The organism is Microcoleus sp. D3_18a_C4 (assembly GCF_036702415.1).
GTDB lineage: Bacteria > Cyanobacteriota > Cyanobacteriia > Cyanobacteriales > Microcoleaceae > Microcoleus.
Map to the genome: position 1 here is coordinate 30932 of NZ_JAUBTI010000018.1, position 17470 is coordinate 48401.

General features: G+C 45.2%; 14 protein-coding genes. 6 read left to right on the forward strand and 8 right to left on the reverse strand.

What is annotated here, in order from left to right; all coding sequences use genetic code 11:
* Window positions 1–498: 498 nt before the first annotated feature.
* Entirely contained in the window at window positions 499–948 is a 450-nt protein-coding gene (locus QUB16_RS11380; RefSeq protein ID WP_333316033.1) for a hypothetical protein, read from the reverse strand.
* A 261-nt stretch (window positions 949–1209) separates the two neighbouring features.
* On the opposite strand from QUB16_RS11380, the gene cobS reads away from it, so the two are divergent.
* Window positions 1210–2007, forward strand: a complete 798-nt coding sequence (gene cobS, locus QUB16_RS11385; RefSeq protein WP_333316034.1) for an adenosylcobinamide-GDP ribazoletransferase — start codon at window positions 1210–1212, stop codon at window positions 2005–2007.
* On the opposite strand, the gene QUB16_RS11390 is transcribed toward cobS, so the two are convergent.
* Both QUB16_RS11390 and QUB16_RS11395 read right to left on the reverse strand, forming a co-directional pair.
* Window positions 2004–2630: a hypothetical protein gene (locus QUB16_RS11390; RefSeq protein WP_333316035.1), complete on the reverse strand. Its 627-nt coding sequence runs from the start codon at window positions 2628–2630 to the stop codon at window positions 2004–2006. The two genes, cobS and QUB16_RS11390, sit on opposite strands and share 4 nt — an antisense overlap.
* 774 nt (window positions 2631–3404) lie before the next feature.
* Complete coding sequence (locus QUB16_RS11395; RefSeq protein WP_333316036.1) at window positions 3405–5156, reverse strand: hypothetical protein; 1752 nt, start codon at window positions 5154–5156, stop codon at window positions 3405–3407.
* 376 nt (window positions 5157–5532) lie between these two features.
* Between QUB16_RS11395 and QUB16_RS11400 the strand changes: the two genes are divergently transcribed.
* The 3 genes from QUB16_RS11400 to QUB16_RS11410 all read left to right on the forward strand — a co-directional run bounded on the left by QUB16_RS11400 (window position 5533) and on the right by QUB16_RS11410 (window position 7954).
* Window positions 5533–5763, forward strand: a complete 231-nt coding sequence (locus tag QUB16_RS11400; RefSeq protein ID WP_333316038.1) for a hypothetical protein — start codon at window positions 5533–5535, stop codon at window positions 5761–5763.
* A gap of 50 nt (window positions 5764–5813) precedes the next feature.
* Window positions 5814–6026: a hypothetical protein gene (locus QUB16_RS11405; protein WP_333316040.1), complete on the forward strand. Its 213-nt coding sequence runs from the start codon at window positions 5814–5816 to the stop codon at window positions 6024–6026.
* A 1040-nt stretch (window positions 6027–7066) separates the two neighbouring features.
* Window positions 7067–7954, forward strand: coding sequence for a PEP-CTERM sorting domain-containing protein (locus QUB16_RS11410; RefSeq protein ID WP_333316042.1), 888 nt, complete (start codon window positions 7067–7069; stop codon window positions 7952–7954).
* A gap of 576 nt (window positions 7955–8530) precedes the next feature.
* Here the strand turns inward: QUB16_RS11410 and QUB16_RS11415 are convergent.
* From QUB16_RS11415 to QUB16_RS11430, 4 genes are all read right to left on the reverse strand, one after another.
* Window positions 8531–9025, reverse strand: a complete 495-nt coding sequence (locus QUB16_RS11415; protein ID WP_333316044.1) for an MgtC/SapB family protein — start codon at window positions 9023–9025, stop codon at window positions 8531–8533.
* A gap of 10 nt (window positions 9026–9035) precedes the next feature.
* Window positions 9036–9692, reverse strand: a complete 657-nt coding sequence (locus QUB16_RS11420) for a hypothetical protein (protein ID WP_333316046.1) — start codon at window positions 9690–9692, stop codon at window positions 9036–9038.
* 281 nt (window positions 9693–9973) lie between these two features.
* The gene (locus QUB16_RS11425) at window positions 9974–10939 is read right to left on the reverse strand and encodes a BadF/BadG/BcrA/BcrD ATPase family protein (protein ID WP_333316048.1); all 966 of its coding nucleotides are present in this window, start codon (window positions 10937–10939) and stop codon (window positions 9974–9976) included.
* 203 nt (window positions 10940–11142) lie between these two features.
* The gene (locus QUB16_RS11430; protein ID WP_333316050.1) at window positions 11143–11499 is read right to left on the reverse strand and encodes a zinc ribbon domain-containing protein; all 357 of its coding nucleotides are present in this window, start codon (window positions 11497–11499) and stop codon (window positions 11143–11145) included.
* A 215-nt stretch (window positions 11500–11714) separates the two neighbouring features.
* Between QUB16_RS11430 and QUB16_RS11435 the strand changes: the two genes are divergently transcribed.
* Together QUB16_RS11435 and QUB16_RS11440 are read left to right on the forward strand one after the other, a co-directional pair.
* Window positions 11715–12041 (forward strand): phasin family protein, encoded by a 327-nt coding sequence (locus QUB16_RS11435; RefSeq protein WP_333108801.1) that lies wholly within the window; start codon window positions 11715–11717, stop codon window positions 12039–12041.
* A gap of 279 nt (window positions 12042–12320) precedes the next feature.
* Window positions 12321–12926 (forward strand): FKBP-type peptidyl-prolyl cis-trans isomerase, encoded by a 606-nt coding sequence (locus QUB16_RS11440; RefSeq protein WP_333316051.1) that lies wholly within the window; start codon window positions 12321–12323, stop codon window positions 12924–12926.
* Window positions 12927–13019: 93 nt separating this feature from the next.
* On the opposite strand, the gene QUB16_RS11445 is transcribed toward QUB16_RS11440, so the two are convergent.
* Window positions 13020–17120: a replicative DNA helicase gene (locus QUB16_RS11445; protein ID WP_333316053.1), complete on the reverse strand. Its 4101-nt coding sequence runs from the start codon at window positions 17118–17120 to the stop codon at window positions 13020–13022.
* Window positions 17121–17470: the final 350 nt, after the last annotated feature.

The window sequence follows — 17470 nt, forward strand, 5'->3', positions numbered from 1 at the left end:
TCCTCGATGCTCGTTAACCGCTACTCGGCCGTCCGTGTTATTTGAGATGTTGCACCATTCTCAATTACTTGTTTAGGAACAGGCTTTTCGGCCTGTTCCACAAGAAAATTCACTCTTTGTGGAACAGGCCGAAAAGCCTGTTAAGCGAGAATGGTGCAAGATGTGAGTGTTATTTAATCTATTGTTGATGACATCGCGACAAAAAAAACCATGACCGAGAATTTCTAGATGGTACCCGCCACGTGATTTATCCGTGGAATCAATCCAAAACCGACAATCGAAAATCCTCAAGCCCCCGAATTTATCTCGCGCAAGTCAATCCAAAATCGACAATCGAAAATCTAAAATCGAATGACCCCGCCTAAAAACGGAGACAAGTTTCCGACAATCGTCGTGGAGGGCAAAAAATTTTAGACCTTAGTTCTAACTCCCAGATTCACGGCGCTGCAAGTAAATCTAAAATCTAAAATCTAAAATCTAAAATCGACTGACTGACGATTAAAACGGGGAATCATCCTCATCCAATTGCAGATCCCAGTTCCCGGAGAGAACCTGATCGACAACCGCATCCAAAGCCGCGGCATTTAAATTCCGGGCGAATTGCTCTTGCAAAGGATTGGAGAGGGGAATTAACCGCAACTGCCGTCCATCTTGAATCAGGTCAAAATAAGCACCATCCACCGGGGACTGTTTCAGTTCCAGGTAATCAAAACTATACACGTTCAGATAAAGCGCATGGTTGGCAATCAGGGTAGAACGGTGGGGGTTGGCGAAGACTTCGAGTACATAACCTTCCCCTTCGCTATAAATCTGGCCATCTTGTATGTGAAGGTAGCGGACACGTCCTAAATCAAACAGCAATCTTTTGATATCGCGTTTGTTGACGACAATCCCTGTATCGATGATGCAAGGAGCAACTACCCTGTTATTCAATTGATCGTGACTCATGGAGTAAAAGCCTCTGTTGTAGTGTATGTTCCCGTCTTGAAAATCAGGGAGTTAGCTAGAATTTTTGGGAAGGGAAACGCGGATCTGGAGTTTAGTCTTTTTAGATAGGGAGCTTGGGGATCGCTGCCGACAGAGGTTTTCCGGGGAAAAGAGCGGGCGACAGGAGGAATGCTCGATCCAAAAAACTAGGGTGTTACAGTCCAATTCTGGCACACACTAATCGATTGACAACTGCATACCTGATGAAAAACTTTCTATCTTATGGTGGATGATAAATGGGTTCGGTCTACGAGCGACTTTTTCCGGAATCAAGGGGCTGCCATCGCAGGCGCAGTCGCTTTTTATACTTGTTTGCCGGTACCGGTGTCTTGGACTTTGGAGTTTCGGGGCATTGCCCGCTTGGCACCAGCGATCGGGCTTTTGATTGGGGGGATGCTGGGGCTGGGGGATGTTGGGTTGCAGTTGTTGGGAATGCCTGCTCTGACTCGATCGGCCTTGGTGGTAGTTTTGGGCATCGCCGTGACTGGGGGGCTGCACCTAGACGGCGCAATGGACGCGGCGGACGGGCTGGCTGTACCCGACCCGGTACGCAGGCTGGAAGTCATGCGGGACAGCGTTACAGGGGCTTTTGGGGCGATGGCTGCGATCGCGATCGTGCTGCTGAAAACTGCCGCTCTCTCGGACTTGAATAACTATCGCTGGCTGGCTTTGATGGGTGTCGCGGGTTGGGGGAGGTGGGCCCAACTGGTGGCGATCGCCCGCTATCCCTATCTCCGGGCCGAGGGTAAGGGAGCTTTTCACAAGGAATCGATTTATTCTCCTTTTGATTTTATCCCCGGAGTGCTGTTGCTGCTGAGTTTGAGCGTGGTGCAAGTTGTCTTGGAGGGCGATCGGTGGCTGTTGGCGGTGGGGATGGCTTTGGGGGGAAGTGCGATCGGAATTTTTGCCGGAGCCTGGTTTAACCACCGTTTGGGCGGCCACACGGGCGATACTTACGGTGCTGTAGTCGAGTGGACGGAGGCTTTGTTGCTGTGTCTTTTGGCTGCTTTGGAAGGTTAAATTGTTTCTGAGTTAACGGCATCATTCTGCATCATCCAAACGAAAAAGCTGAGGATTTGCTCGACAGGGGGCAGAGGATAGACGGATAAGTCGATCGTCACAGTTTGGTTTTCGAGTTTGATAAATTGCCATTGAATGCCATTACTCACACTCCCATAAATGATGGGGATGTTTTTTTCTTTGGCTTGATTGAAGCGTTGAACGGCAACCATTTCGGCAATACACTGACCCAATCCGCTTTTGATGTCGGTCTTTTTAGCTTCGACAATTACAACGGCGGGGGCTTCAATTTCTAGGACTTCGGACGATCGCGCTAGCAGAAAATCAAACACTCCATTCAGTCCGACAGCTTCGTCGATGGTGAAATCTTCGCCGGAAAAAAGGCTAATTTGGCGATCGAGAATCCGCCTCACTTCCAGCAGTACGGGATAGATAATTCCTTCCGATCGCGCTTTTTCACTTCCCGATGTGGCGACGATGGGGAGGCTATCTTTGAGAGTACCGCTGAGAATGTCTGAGGGTGCGATCGGGTTTAGCGGAGGTATAAAGCGAGATCCCTCTTGGACTGTGAGACCGAAAGCTTGTTTCGCTTTGGCGATCGTAGTAAATTGACTGTATGGCATAATTTTTTCTAGTTGACCATTATAGGTTTTGTTTCGCTATTAATTACTGTAAATGATATTAATCGCGGCTACAATTCTCCTCGAACGGCACCGTGTTGCAAGGAAAATAAGTCATCGAGTTGAGTGACGGATTATTTGTCGGGTTGTCCAGTTTTGTCGAGTACATTGCGAATCGAAACTCTACCCAACAAAAACAGGCGTTGCTGATTTACGGTATAAAAGGCTAAATATGCAAGTCATATCAAATCCGTTAGCATCGGAATAGTAAATTCGAGTCAACAGTCAACAGTCAACAGTCAACAGTCAACAGTCAACAGTCAACATCATTCCGGTGTAACCGGAAATGATATCATAGAAACCACTATCCACAAAGCTTCTGGATTTTTAACTGATTTTTTTCATACCCTGCTTAAGCAACTCCGACCAGTTTAATATACAAAATTTAATTAAACTTAACTCTTGTTTTTGAAGCTTTTACCTATTGTTCAAGCATTATTTTCAACCAATTTTACAAATAGTAGTGAGATTAGCGTGCGCCAAGACTTTGCAGGTGACGAGAAACCGGGTTTATACGACAAATTTCGGTTGAGGACGAAAAATACACTCAGAAACCCGGTTTCTGAGATTAGCGTGCGCTCTAATTCCTGTCGTTGGGTGGCGAGAAACCGGATTTTTTCACCTAATACCCCGGACTGTGATGGCATATTTTGGTTAAAAAACCCGGTTTTAAATGAAGGGAAAATCCCATGCAAATTTTCCATTCATTCTCACTTTTTAGGCTTTCGGCTCAACCCAAATCGTCATCCCCTCAACCCTCAAACCTTTGCCGCGAGTGCCGCAATATTGACCGTTAGCAGTAACCGGAGTATCGCCCACATTCTGGATGTGAGCAGTATAAAATACGTCATACTTATCAGCTTGCGGCCCTGTCAGCCGCGCGGCAATTCCCTCAATGCGCTTGGCTTTGCCCCGGAATCCAGCTAACTCCCCTTCCGAGATCCAAGCAGTGTCGCCAACTCCTTCAACGTGAGCCATGTACTGCAAATTTAAATCGGCAACGGGAGGCTCTATTTTAATTTGAAATCCTTCGACGCGGCGGCCTTGAGCTTTAGTACCCGCATATTCTCGATCGCTAAAAGTTCGATCGCCAATTCCTTGAATATGCGCCAACACTTTTAAACCCACAGGGGCCGCAGCTTGGGAACTCGCAGACGGCGCGATCCAAACTTTGATGCCCTCTATTCTCAAAGCTTTGCCGCGAGTACCGCAATATTCGCCATTGGAGGACACGTCGGTGTCGCCGATATTCTGAATGTGAGCGTTATAAAATACGTCGTATTTATCAGCTTGCGGCCCGCTCAACCGAACCGCAAATCCTTCAATTCGTTTCGCTTGACCCCGAAAACCGGCCAATTCTCCCTGGCTGAGCCAAGGAGTATCGCCAACACCTTCGACGTGAGCCATGTACTCGACATTTAAGCCGGGAATTGGGGGATCGATACTAATTTGAAATCCTTCGACGCGGCGCCCTTGAGCTTTAGTACCCGCGTATTCTTGAGCACCGAAAGTTCGATCGCCAATTCCCTGAATGTGCACCAAAACTTTGATTCCCAAAGCGCCCTCTACTGCTACCGCTGGTTGAAGGTTCCGGGGTGCCCCAAAAACAATGTTCCCCGAACCGGTTGTCTGGAGGGACTTAGGTACTTCCACGCTGGGAACAATAATCACCTCGTGCATGGGGGCAGAAGGTGCGGGGGATTCCAAAATCTGGATCTGTGGCGCAACTGTAACTTGTTTCGGTGCCACATTTCCTGACGGGATGACAATCACTTCTGGCAAAGGTTCGGCGCTGATTTTTTGTTCTGGCGCTGGTTTAAATGCGGGTTCGACTTTTGCAGGTGCTGCTTTTACCATCTCAGCAATGGTTAATTTGCCTCTGGAAATGGCTACGGCTATTTGTTTGCCAAAAGCGGCGCTGACTGTTTCTTCGAGGATTACCCACTGTTCGTCGTCTAATTTGTCTTGCTGTTCCACCAGGGCGAGCACTGCTGAAACTGGGTGTTTGCCGCTGACTAAGGATTCTGCGTCTGAATGCAGTTGAGTTGGGGTTGATTCGGAAATTGCGCGCTGCAGTTCGCGGGCTCTGGCATGAACTGATTGTAAGGGCGCGAAGTCGCTTTGTTCGCGGTGGGCGATCGCCAATACTCGATCGATCACTTTCAATGCTGCATCGCGAATTTCTGCTTTACCTTCAGAAGCTGCGACAGTCTCGACTAAGTTTTGAATGTCTTTGAGGGAAGTAATTTCTCCTGGGGCGATCGCGGATTTGTTTGCTTCGAGAGCTTGTTTTTGGACTGCGGCAAAGTTGCGGCTGTAGGCGGCTACTTCTTGCAGCAAACTGTCAGAGGGAGGAAGGCCGGAGTCTTGCAGTTGTTTTGCTGCCATTGATAGGCGATCGGCCAAATTAGCATAAGTTTCAGATAGTCGGGCTATTTGTTGTAGCAAATCTTTATGAGCTAGTTCCATATGGGTCTTGCAGTAAATATTTAACTTGCTGATTATAGACGTTGAGCGTCTTCTGAAGGTAGAAGGCAGTAGTCATCAGTCATTAGTCCCAGGGAAGAAGAAAAATGCTCCCACTCTCCGACTCCCCCACTCGGACACTCTCCGACTCCCCCACCCAGACACCCGGACACTCTCCGACTCCCCACACTCCGACTCCTCCTCTGGCATCCCCCACGTGATCTCCGTCACAACCGTGCAAATAATTAGTCACACTCTGCGACTCCGGCTGTCACGAGTGGCCCGTAACAATGTCACACCTATCGAGCAATAGCCGTCACTGCTGATTCTGTGAAAACAGTTGATACTTAGGCTTGAACCAATAAAATCCCGAAGTGTTATGGTGCTAATTCGCGACCTCGCCCAGCAAGCTCTGGCTCTGGGCTATCTAACCCTTGAAGCCGAAAATCAACTGCGGCGGATGTTAACTACCACCAAGTATGACTTGGAAGACTTAAATGCTTTTATGGCTTTGCAACTAGCAGCTATGTCCGGAGGAGTGAAACAAGAGTCTCGCGAGCTGAAAAAATTTGAAATCTTTGGCGAGACGGCTTCCGAAAGTTCCTGTTAGTAATTAGTTGGCTTTTGATTAGTTAAAATTTAGTAAGTAACATTTCTATTATGCGGATTCGTGAAGTTGTCAAACAAGCTATGGTGGCGGGTTTTCTGAGTTGGGAAGCGGAAAATGAAATGCATAAAATTTTTTCCTCACCCAAGTGTGATTTGGAAGATTTGAATGCTTTTATGAGCTTGCAGTTAGCTGCCATGGCGGGTCGCGTCAGAAAAGAGTCTTTGGAATCGATCCATTTGCCCAACTTTTCGGGAGAAAGTTAATCAGCTTTATTCATTCTTCGGGCTGGATATATCTTAACTCCTGTATCCGAAAATATACTTAGATGATAATTTAATTCTCTCCTAAATTTTATACGGTTTAGAGCTAAAATTGGGGTAGATTTAGAGCGCGGGGTGTTAATTTACATCTACTCATTTTTAATAAATTAGTTAAGTTTGTAGTGAGAATTGAAGTCCTAAAAGACAATGGTTGGATGACTGCAAACAATTTTATGAAAATGGAGTAACTACACTTGCTGTGAAACAGCTATAGCAATCCTCGCATCAGTTTCAATAACTGGTTAACTTCCAAGCTCTGCCTGGGAACCGATGTAAGCGAGGCTCTGCCTCGGCCCAGACTATGGAGGCTCTTCCTCCGGATATGCGTTACCAGGCTCTTCCTGGTAACGAGTATAATCATTTAGGATTGCTATAATATTAGGTAACTTGGCTCGATCGCAATCAAATTTGTTGGTAATAAGGACTTTATTCCTCATAAAAGTCCCTCGGACTGAAGGCTCAGTAAAAACGTTAGAACGGTTGTTTTACCATACCTTATCCATTGGTAACCAGTTAAGCTAAGAAAGCATTTGTCAATCAGCAATTATGCTCAATATTTACTCGGATTTTGGGCATAAAACTGAGATTTGGGCGAGCGAGGAATCATGCCGAGGGTGATATTTATACTTACTCCCTGTCAAATCGTGAATTTTCCACTCTTAAAAAAGCAGTTTTTTTGAGTAATATTACTGATTGACAAATGCAATTAAGTCTTAACTTGTCACCAATGGACTCTAGGCTTAAATATCTCTAAACTCCTCGATTATGCTTAGTTTTTTCTATATGAAGAGTATGAGTTCGCTGGGAACTGAGTTTACACAATCTTGACAAATCCTGGGTGTTTATATTGCCCTTGTAAAGATTAACTTTAGGTACTTGCATAATTTTGGTACCACTGTTACAGTGAAAATGTGGAATAAAAAAAGGTTCCAAACAAATTCATCTCAAGTCACTCGACCCACAACAAAGGGGGTTTTGATCCAATGAAAAACTTAATTTTAAAATCAATCTGTATCGCTGCGATCGCTCTGCCATTAGTAGGACAACAAGCTAACGCAGCACCACCTAAAAAATCAACCACACCAACAACCACAACAACTACAACAAGCAGTAGTTCATACACCACTACCAACCCCTCAGTGGCGTCCGGTCAAAGTGTGACGATAGACTTAAGCACTAAAACGGAGAGCGCCGCCCCTACTACTACATTAACTTTATCTGAAACTACCACACCAGGGACACTTCAAATCAAAGTATCCGTACCGTCTTTATCATCAAAGCAAATGACAGGTGATATTAATGGTGTATTTTTCAACCTACCTGATGGTATTAGCAGTGTGACTGTTCACAGCATAAGCAGTGGCCCAGTAACTAATGTTATGACAGGTAATGTGACCGACCTGGGAGATGGTGTAACCATGCAGGGTGGCAGTGGTTATAATTCGTTTGATGTTGGCGTAAGAATTGGTGTTTCTGGTGGTATTCCTGACGGTGATGATTATCAGGAAACAGTTTTTGAAATTACTGCTCCTGGTTTAACCTTGTCTTCTTTCTCTAAGCAAGATTTTGGTACTCGCTTAAAAAGCGTAGGTGTTGCTCCTAGTCGTAATGGTAGTAGCAAGACAGTGGCAACAGCACCAACTATCACAGCCAGCGCACCAGCACCAGCGCCAGCACCAGCACCAGCGCCAATATCACTAACGCCCTCACCAGCGCCAGCACCAGCATCAGCGCCAGCACCAGCGCCATCACCATCACCCGCAACTGAGCCTGAACCAGTACCAGTTCCAGAACCAATCACAATGGTAGGTATGGGCTTAGGTTTAGGCGCACTGGTCGCACGTCGCCGGCATCAAAACAAAAAGAACTAACTGACACTTAGACTAAAATCCCGCCTTAGCTTTAAGCTGGGGCGGGATACTTCATTTTTGGGATTAACTTTTTATAGCAGAAGTCTGAAGTCTGAAACTATTTAAGGATAATTATATTATTTCTGAGTACAGGGGAATTATATATTTTGTGGTGCGGGCCGGAAAGATAGTAGGGTGCGGAGCGTAAATAAGCGTTTCCCATGTATAGTCAGTGTTCTAGGTGACGCACCTTACCTAGAGCGTTAATGGTTTAAATGCGTAACAGCTTAGCTAATATTAGGTAACTTGGCTCGACCGCAATCAAATTTGTTGGTAAGGAGGACTTTATTCCTCATAAAAGTCCCTCGGAATGAAGGCTCACTAAAAATGTTATAACGGTTATTTTACCATACCTTATACTAATTCTAAAAAATCATGCAACAGTAGCTGTAGGGTGCGTCGCTACCCTTAAATTATCAAAAAAAGCGACTATCTCACAGATCCGCACCGGTGCATACAGTCTTTCAGGAAACAAACCAAAAACTTATAACTGTTCCCAGATTTGGGATAGTTGGTATTATTATATAATCACTGAGACTATTTCCTACGACTCCGACGCTCTAACTCTTTAATTACTCTCAGAACAAACAGCGACATTAAAGCGCCAATTAATGCCAGTTGCCACAACCCGCATCCTGCAGCAGTTCCTAAAGCTGCTGACACCCAAATAGCGGCGGCAGAGGTGAGGCCGTGAACTTCAACTTTGCCTCTTTCCTGGTGATTTTGCCGCAGGATTTCTCCGCCTCCCAAAAACCCAATCCCGGCAGCAATGCCTTGAATTACGCGCGCTACAGCATCTCCTCCGTTTTCATTTTTCCCCATTGCCAGCGGCATTAAAACAAACAGCGCACAACCCATACTTACTAGCATATGAGTTCTCAATCCCGCTGGTTTGTTTCTGAGTTGGCGCTCCCATCCAATAATTCCGCCAACAAACATGGCTAGGCACAACCTTAACAGTATGCCTAGCCAATTATCGGGAGACCACAAGTTAGCGATCGACAATGTTTTACTGCAAATAATTAATCCCAAGATTCCAATATTAGCGGAGCACGATGTCCGATCGCAATCTCACTGCCAAATCTTGTTCCGGGCGAATCACCAGCACGTCAACGCTGCGCCGCCCCAACAATACTCCCGCTAAAGCGCCGATCCCAGCGCCTCCCAATACTTCTTCAGTCGCGATCGCTTTGTCCCCGGTAATGCCTGCGAGTGCTGCTGCTGCTGCTGCACCCAAGGCTGCACCTTGCGCTAGTGAACCTGTGCCAGCACCTTTTTGGACTCTTTCGGTTCTGGTAATAATTCCTGAATTTCCGTCAATCCGATAGCGTTGGCGGCGGCTGATAATTAACTCTCTGGCAACAAATTGAGTACCGATTTGATTGCCTCTCCTGACAGGTTGCAGTACCCCGACTATCTCGCTGCCTCTGGGGATTAATACTCTGCCTTGAGCTGTGCGGATGTCTTGCGCTACTGTTAAAGTTAAAGGTGCAGTTTCTTCGCGGGTGACAACTATTTTGTCTTTTTCATAGCTAACTGGAATTACACTGCCCGACGGAATTCGGATGCTATCAAATTGGGAAATTCGTTGTTGGGCTTCTGCGGGAGTAGCTACCACTAGCGGCACGCTGGTTCCAACTGTAATGCCCAGTGCGAGGATTGCTGCTGTTGCTGAACGCCATTTTTGAGAAGTAATCATATAAATTGTCTCCTTGCTTCGGTTTTTGTTTACTTAGGAACGCACTACTGCTAAATTTGTTTCTGGTTTCGCATTCATCTGATGTTTTGATTATGGCAGGCTGGAATTCTAGAAGTTGGGAAGATAAGGTAGATAATCCAGAATTTTAAAATTTGGAAAAATAGATAAAATCGGCAAGAGTGGGAAGATAAGGAGGATAAAGGAGAGATTTCGGTTCATCGTCTCCCTTAGCCTCTAATTAGTTAAGGTGAAATCTCAGCATGAAGCCTGGGGACACGAGATTAATTGTTGAGAGCGTTTAAGGCTAGCAATCCAGCACCGAAAGCTGGTTCGTATCGGGGCGAAATTACCTTAGCTTTTGGGGCGATCGCACTTATGGCATCTTCAAACCGACCTCGGCAATTTGCCTCTCCGCCCCACACACCTCCTACGATCACAATTTCAAATTCTTCTGTTTGGTTAAATAGCGCTGAAATGGCTATTTTTGTTGAATAGGTTAATTCGGCCACAGCATTGTTGATAATGCTGTCAGCGACGCGATCGCCCTCTGCTGCGGCTCCCTCGACAATCGGCGCTAAAGCTGCAATTTCTTTGACTCCCCAACCGCGCCCGTAAACGACTTCTACCAATTCTTCTAGGTTATTGAGGCCTAAATGCTTTTGAAATTTTTCCGCAAGCACGGTAAAATCTTCGCGTCCGTCATAGAACTTCAAAGCAGCTTGCAAACCCTCAAGGGCGATGTTATATCCGCTGCCTTCATCGCCTAAAATATATCCCCAACCGCCGACTCGTTTAGTTTTCCCGTGACGGTTTTGCCCGAAAACAATCGAACCGGTTCCTGAAATAACGGCGATACCTACTGGATGGCCTGTACCGCCCGCAAGTGCGATCGCGCAGTCGCTGGAAATTACTATATTCCTGGGCAGGAACGATCGGGTTACTGGTAAAGTATTCGTCAACTGCAAGTTCTGCACTACAAATTGCACTATTTCACGATCTTTTGGACGCCCGACGCCTGCTAGTCCCAGACCAATTGCTTCTATGTTGAGATTGCCTACAGCCTCGACCTGAGCGGACAGAACTGCTCGTTCGATCGCCAATTGGATGGATTGTTTTGCTGTCTCAATTCCCAGGGTTTGATAATTTGACGGCCCTGCTTCACCGCGTCCTAAAACAAGGTGGTTGTCATCCATTAAAAGGCAGATTGTTTTAGTGCCGCCGCCGTCGATGCCGAATACGTAACTCATGAATAATTTAGAGAATAATAGAGCAACCCAGATTAACAGATATCTCTCTATTCTACGCTTTGTACAATCAGATTAAACTGAGATGTTGCACCATTGTCAATAAGCCTTTTATGAACAGGCTTTTCGGCCTGTTCCACAAGAAAATCTACTCTTTGTGGAACAGGCCGAAAAGCCTGTTCTTCAGAATGGTGCAAGATGTGAGATTAAATCGAGAGAGCAATGCTAATAATAATTAAACCTAATAATGCTAACCAAACCAGATGGCGCTGACACCAATTTTTGATTGATTGTGGCCAGCCGCCGCTGCTGTAAGGGATCGTCTGTGGCACAAGTGGCTCAGCTCGATCGTGATAAAGCGTGCATTCTTTGGCAAAGGGACGCTGCGGGTAGTTGCAAGTGTCGTCTTCGTGATAAATACAGGTAGTGCACAGAAATTCTTCGGGTTTCGATCGATAAAGAGGGATACCCGGATGACCGAAAGCTTTGAGGGGGATTTTGCAGTGTGGACAGGCGAGCGCTTGGGCGTCTACAGGTTGGTGACAGCGGGGGCAATCAGGCATAGACAGCAGGGTGATGGGGTAATGTGGTGGGTAGGCTCATTAGCGGGTTTTCCGAACGCCGATTAGCGCGATCGGCTCGCCATCAGGCGGCTGGATGCTCCAAAATAGAAAGGTAGGTGTGCGCTGATGTAACTTTAAGTTTACAGATGGTTTCGCAGCGACAGCAGGCGACCTGAGCCGATCGGGTATGAAAGGGCAAACATTAGGAAAAATCTATGGATAACAATAGCAACTTACTCAAACAACTGGTAATGCTGGGCATTGGTACTACCTCCCTGGTGGCCGAGAAATTGCAGGAAGTCAGCGAGCAATGGGTCAAAGATGGCAAAATCAATTCCGAGCAAGCCAAAACCTTTGTGGATGACATGACGGAGCACCTCAAGTCTGAACAGGGCAATTGGGAGACGCAGTTGCAGCGGCAACTACGGAATATGCTGCAAGATATGGGAGTTCCCCGACAGTCGGAAATGGATGAGTTGCGCGGAAGGCTCGATCGTTTGGAACGTCAGATGCGGGATTTAGAAAACCGTAACTGGCGCTGAGTTCGATCCTCTTCTGCAAGCTTCGCTAACGCCCGCGAGAAGTTCGCTGCTATCTTGTGATAAGATTATCACCCGAAGGCAGAAGGCTAAAAAAGGCACTTATGTAGAAGCCATTTATGTAGAATTACAAACATTTTGACTTCATACTTTGGCCTTGAAAATTATCTGGTACCTGCCGTTTTTTGGTGGAAAAGTTCAGATAACATTTGGTAGTTCTTGTTGTACTAGATGTCTTAGATATCTGAGATATCGCGGTTAAAAGTATTAGGAGGATTAATTTTGCGAGGAGTTCTAGTCAGCTTGGGAGTAATGCTGGTTTGCTTTTTGTTTTTGATAGTCGCTCAAATGGGCGGTTCTGGGTCCCAAGCAGTTGCAGCCGAATTGAACAATCTTTTACCCGAGACTGCTATTGAGAAGTTGTCAGCGCAGTCTTTGAATGAAAATAGCTTGCTAGTAGCTGATGCTACTTTACCGGAGGTACCAGCTACTATCGCTGGCAATAACATGACTGATAATACTGAGAAAACTGTTAATACTGAGAAAACTGTCACCACAGATTCAGGTCTGAAATATGTTGAATTGACAGAGGGTAAGGGGGCGACTCCAAAAACCGGGCAGAAGGTTGTGGTGCACTACACTGGAACTTTGGAGGATGGCACGAAGTTTGACAGTTCGCGCGATCGCAATTCTCCTTTTCAGTTCCAAATTGGCGTGGGTCAAGTAATTAAGGGTTGGGATGAAGGTGTCGGTACAATGAAAGTTGGAGAGCGCCGCAAGTTGATTATTCCCCCTGAACTCGGTTACGGCGCTCGCGGTGCGGGCGGGGTGATTCCTCCTAATGCTACGCTGATTTTTGATGTGGAATTGTTGAAAATCGCTGACTAGGTAGCTCAATCTCATTCAACGTAAAACTTTTACGGTGTTTAGAAACCCGGTTTTTTTTTAAGAAACCGGGTTTTTGTGTATGTTCTGGTTGATTTACGATCGCTTCGGAGATGCGAGATTGCGAAAGCAGGTATATTGGGCGTCAAATAATAGTTTGATGATTCCTGTGGGCCCGTTTCTGTGTTTGGTAATAATTACTTCTGCAATTCCGCGATCGGGGGAATCAGGGTTGTAATATTCATCGCGGTAGAGCATAATTACTAAATCCGCGTCTTGCTCGATACTATTATGAGCGTACAATCCTTGTGTAACAAAGTTTTCAACTTTCTCTACCGTTAGATCGTAAACCATTTCTTCGCCGATAAAATCTATTTTTTTGATTTTATCCCAATAGATATCGCTAACAGCAATTTTCAGAATTTCTTCAGATTCTAGAAGAGTAGCTAACTGCGTAGCTCGTTCTCTACTGATATCACATTGATAGGAACTGTCGCCACAATAGCGCACGCCCAAAATTGCTTGAATTTGTTTAGTTGTTAAACCCAAACGTTCTCTGGCCATATTAACTTGGGTTCGCCAAACTTGGTTGGGAATTAAATCTCGGTTGGTATTAGCCCCTCTAGATTTTTCTAGATATATTTTGACGGCGACTAAACTTTCTTGTTTATAATTGCCAACCGCACCAATCCGATATACAAATTTTTCTAGCTCTTGCTTGCCACCTACCCATACTTGATATTGAGTTCGCCCTTTATTTCCTTGATCAATGGATTTTAAAGAGGCATTAATATTCAATTTTAATAATAACGCTCGAACTCCCCGCGCTAGTTTTTCGCTACTAGATCCATAGTAAACACTGGGATAGTGGGAATTGTCTTTACTCGTGCGGATACAACCATCAGTTGCCCATAGGTGTCGAAGGAAAAGAGCGATCGATTCTTGCGGTTGGGTAAATACTAAACTGGGAATAAATTTTTCATGGGAACGTAAACCAAATATTTCTAATTGTTCGAGCCATTTAGTAATCGGATTTTTAATATTGGGAGCGAGACGATAACTAGCGGAGAGATAAACTTGATACCAATCGCGTTCGCGTTTAATGCGGGGATTAATTTTATCACCAAATACTTCTCTAGCCAAATGTGCAACTAATTCAGCTAAATCTAATTCTCGCGTCGTGTACTGAATGGTATGTCGGGGTAAAGTACAACCATCACCAATTAAGTGTCCTAGTAAAGCTAATTCAGCATTACCCATCGTCTGCACTTCAGTACAAGGGATTGAGCGAGGTGTAGCAATTCGATCGCCTATTTTTAATTCATCTAACCGCTTCCAACCATCTGATGTAAAGAACTTATGATTGCCTGTTGCTGTAATCGAATTTCCCAAGCAAGTCGTCATCTCCCAGACGGGCTTGACTCCAGTACAAAAAGCATTAGTCACCATCGCTTTTTCCTGTTTCAGGGTATCTGAATTTAACCCCCAAACAGCAAAGCCAGATTTGCCGACTAAATCACGAATCGGGACTTCTAATCCACTATCCGCCAGGGTAACTAAACTATCGCCACCGAGACAGCCGCTTTCGCGTAAATCAGACATCATCGGCCGCTTGTTTGTCCTTGCTTCCACACCCCGACTCAACTGAGATAAGGCAATAATCGGCACGTTGAGTTCGCGGGCTAAACCTTTAAGACTTCTGGTAATTCGAGATAGTTCTTGCACGCGGTTGTCGCTGCTGCCTTCCATTAATTGCAGGTAATCTAGCAAGACTAATCCTAGGGTTCCGCCTTGTTCTGCTTGGAGGCGGCGGACTTTCGATCGTATTTCTGTGACGGTAATATTGGGAGTATCGTCAATAAATAGTGGTAGTTCTGATAAATTGCCAATGGCTGTACTGATTGGTTCCCATTCGTTTTGACTGATTCTACCCGATCGCAACCGATTACTTTCTATTTTGGCTTCGCTGGACAGGATGCGCTGTACTAGCTGTTCTTTCGACATTTCTAAGCTGAAAACGGCAACCGGCAATTTCTGCTGTCCGGCGGCGATGTGGTGGGCGATGTTGGTACAGAAAGCAGTATTGTGAACGCAGATATCGTTAGCCACAAAATTGTGCGTCTCCGGGATAGTTAAGTCGTAGACTTGCTTGTCTCCCATCGGTTCTATAGAAACTATTTCATCCCAGTAAACCTCGCTATCTGCCAGTTGTTTCAGCCATAAATTATCTAAAGCCGTTGCTAAAACTAAAAATCTTTCCCTGGACAGCGCACGTTTACCAACGTGGATATTTGAGTGACCTTTGATACCTGCTCGTTTTGCTAAGGCTGCCCAAGATTCGTTGCCTTTTGCTAATGCTAGATATTCCCAAGCTTCCACTGGAATCAAATCGCGGTTAGTTTGGTATTCTTTATTTTCTAATGCTTCTTTTACTTTGAATAATGCTACCTCTTTGCCAAAAATGCCTATTTCTGATATGAATGTTTTGATTGATTTTGCGTCAGTAATATCGATTTGCCAAGCTGGTCTGCGAGTATTTTTGTATTTGACAGAACGCTTTTTGAGGGCGGCAATGATGCCAAATCTCAGCAGTAGATGCTGTACGTGTCTGGCTAGTCCTTCGCTGACAGAACAGTAGCCTAGTTGAGATTGACCGCTGGTAAGTAGGGTGGCCCACCCATCAGTGGAAAAGAGACGGTTGAGGAAAAGGGCAATTTGCGATCGCTCCAATTTAAAAACTATTTCTGGTACAGTTTTCTCATGAGCATTTTTTCCCATCAGACCTAACTTTTCTAACCAATTTCTCAGGGGATTTTTATGACTTGTATTAATAACATCCATTCCCTCATCGGCTAGGTGTTCTGGATCTACTCTTAAAACTCTGCAAATGCCACTAAATAATTCTTGATTGGGAAATGCTCTTCCTTCCACCCAAGACCGGACTAATCGCGGTGGAACTTCCAATTCTAGCGCTAATTTTTTAGAGTCAAACTTTCGTTTTAAAAGGATTATTTCTAAATTATAACCAAAGTTTTTTATACTATCTGTGTAACTTTCTCGATCGCCCATGACATAATATTCTGGTGCGCGTCTCCCTTTATCGTTGAATCGCAGCTTAAGACCTCCGAAGCTAGTAGCAGCTTCAGCAAAATCTTGTAGTATAGCAGTATTTCCATTGGTGAACTTAGGCGCGCTGCGTGTCAAACACCCATCGCCAATTAGATAAGCCAATAATTTAACTTCACAGTTTCGGATGGTTTCTTTACCAAAAACATTCATCCTGCGGGGAACAGCAATCTTATCGCCTACTTGTATTTCCCTCAACTGCCGCCAGCCCTTAATTGTTAAAAATGGGTGTGTAATTGTAGTTTCTATAAAGCGTCCCAGTCTTGTTGTTACCCGAAATACAGGCTTAATTCCATCATCTATAAAAGCTGATGGTCTAGTTAGGTGAAATTGCCAATCTTCTCCTAATGTTAGTAATTCAGCTTGACGTTTTTGATAGATTTGTTCTATACTAGAAACACTTCCATCACTTTCTACTATTACGGTAGAGGCTGCTTGGCACTTTCCCATCGCCGGCCTAGCTGCAACGATGATTAAATCCGATCGCTGAAAGCCTCCTGTCATAGCATCTAAGTCGTAAAAACCGCACGGAATACCGGGAAGTGTGAGGCCTTCATTGCGATTTTCTAGGTCTTGAAATGTTTGGTTTAGTGTTTCGCCGATCGATACTAAATCTTGTTGCGGGCGTTCTTGAGTTATGCTAAAAATTTCTTGTTCGGCGCGGTCTAAGACTGTTTCTAGCGGTACGGCTGTCTCGTAACCTAATTGTACTATGTTGTTGCCAGCTTCGATTAATTTGCGGCGCTGATATTTGTCTTCTACTAAAACTGCATATTGGTCGATGTTGACTGCGGAAACTGTGCGATCGACTAATTGTGCTAATTTAGTTAGTCCTCCTACTTGCTCTAACTGGTTGCGGTCGGTTAGCGAAGTTGTTACCGTCATTAAATCGGTAGGTTGACCCTGTAAAAATAGCCCTAATGCCGATCGATAAATGACTTGATGAGCGGTGATGGCAAAAAACTCCGGTCGCAGCAGTTCGGCAATTCGGGAAATAGCTTCGGGGTCAATTAAAATCCCGCCCAAAATTGCTTCTTCTGCCTCTATATTTGTCGGCATCAAATCGCTCATTAGTCAATAGTCCTCAGTCAGTCGATTTTAGATTTTAGATTTTAGATTTTAGATTTACTCTACAGATGAATCTGGGAGCTTGAACAAGATCCTAAAATTTTAGGTTCGACTCTCATGAGCGTCGGGGCTTGTGTCCGTTTTTCCGGCGGGGTCATTAGTTATTATCAGTGTAAGGTTTTGTAGGAGTGCGATCTGTTACGAGCTCGCGTTTATACCCGACTCACGCTCTCTCGATCTCGCACTCCTGAAAAAATGCTTCTTACTCTCAGCAGAGATGCTCCCGTTCTCAATCTGCAAGTTAGCGTTATTGAGTCATTACTTAGCAGTGCTTAGTTGTTAGCTAATGACTA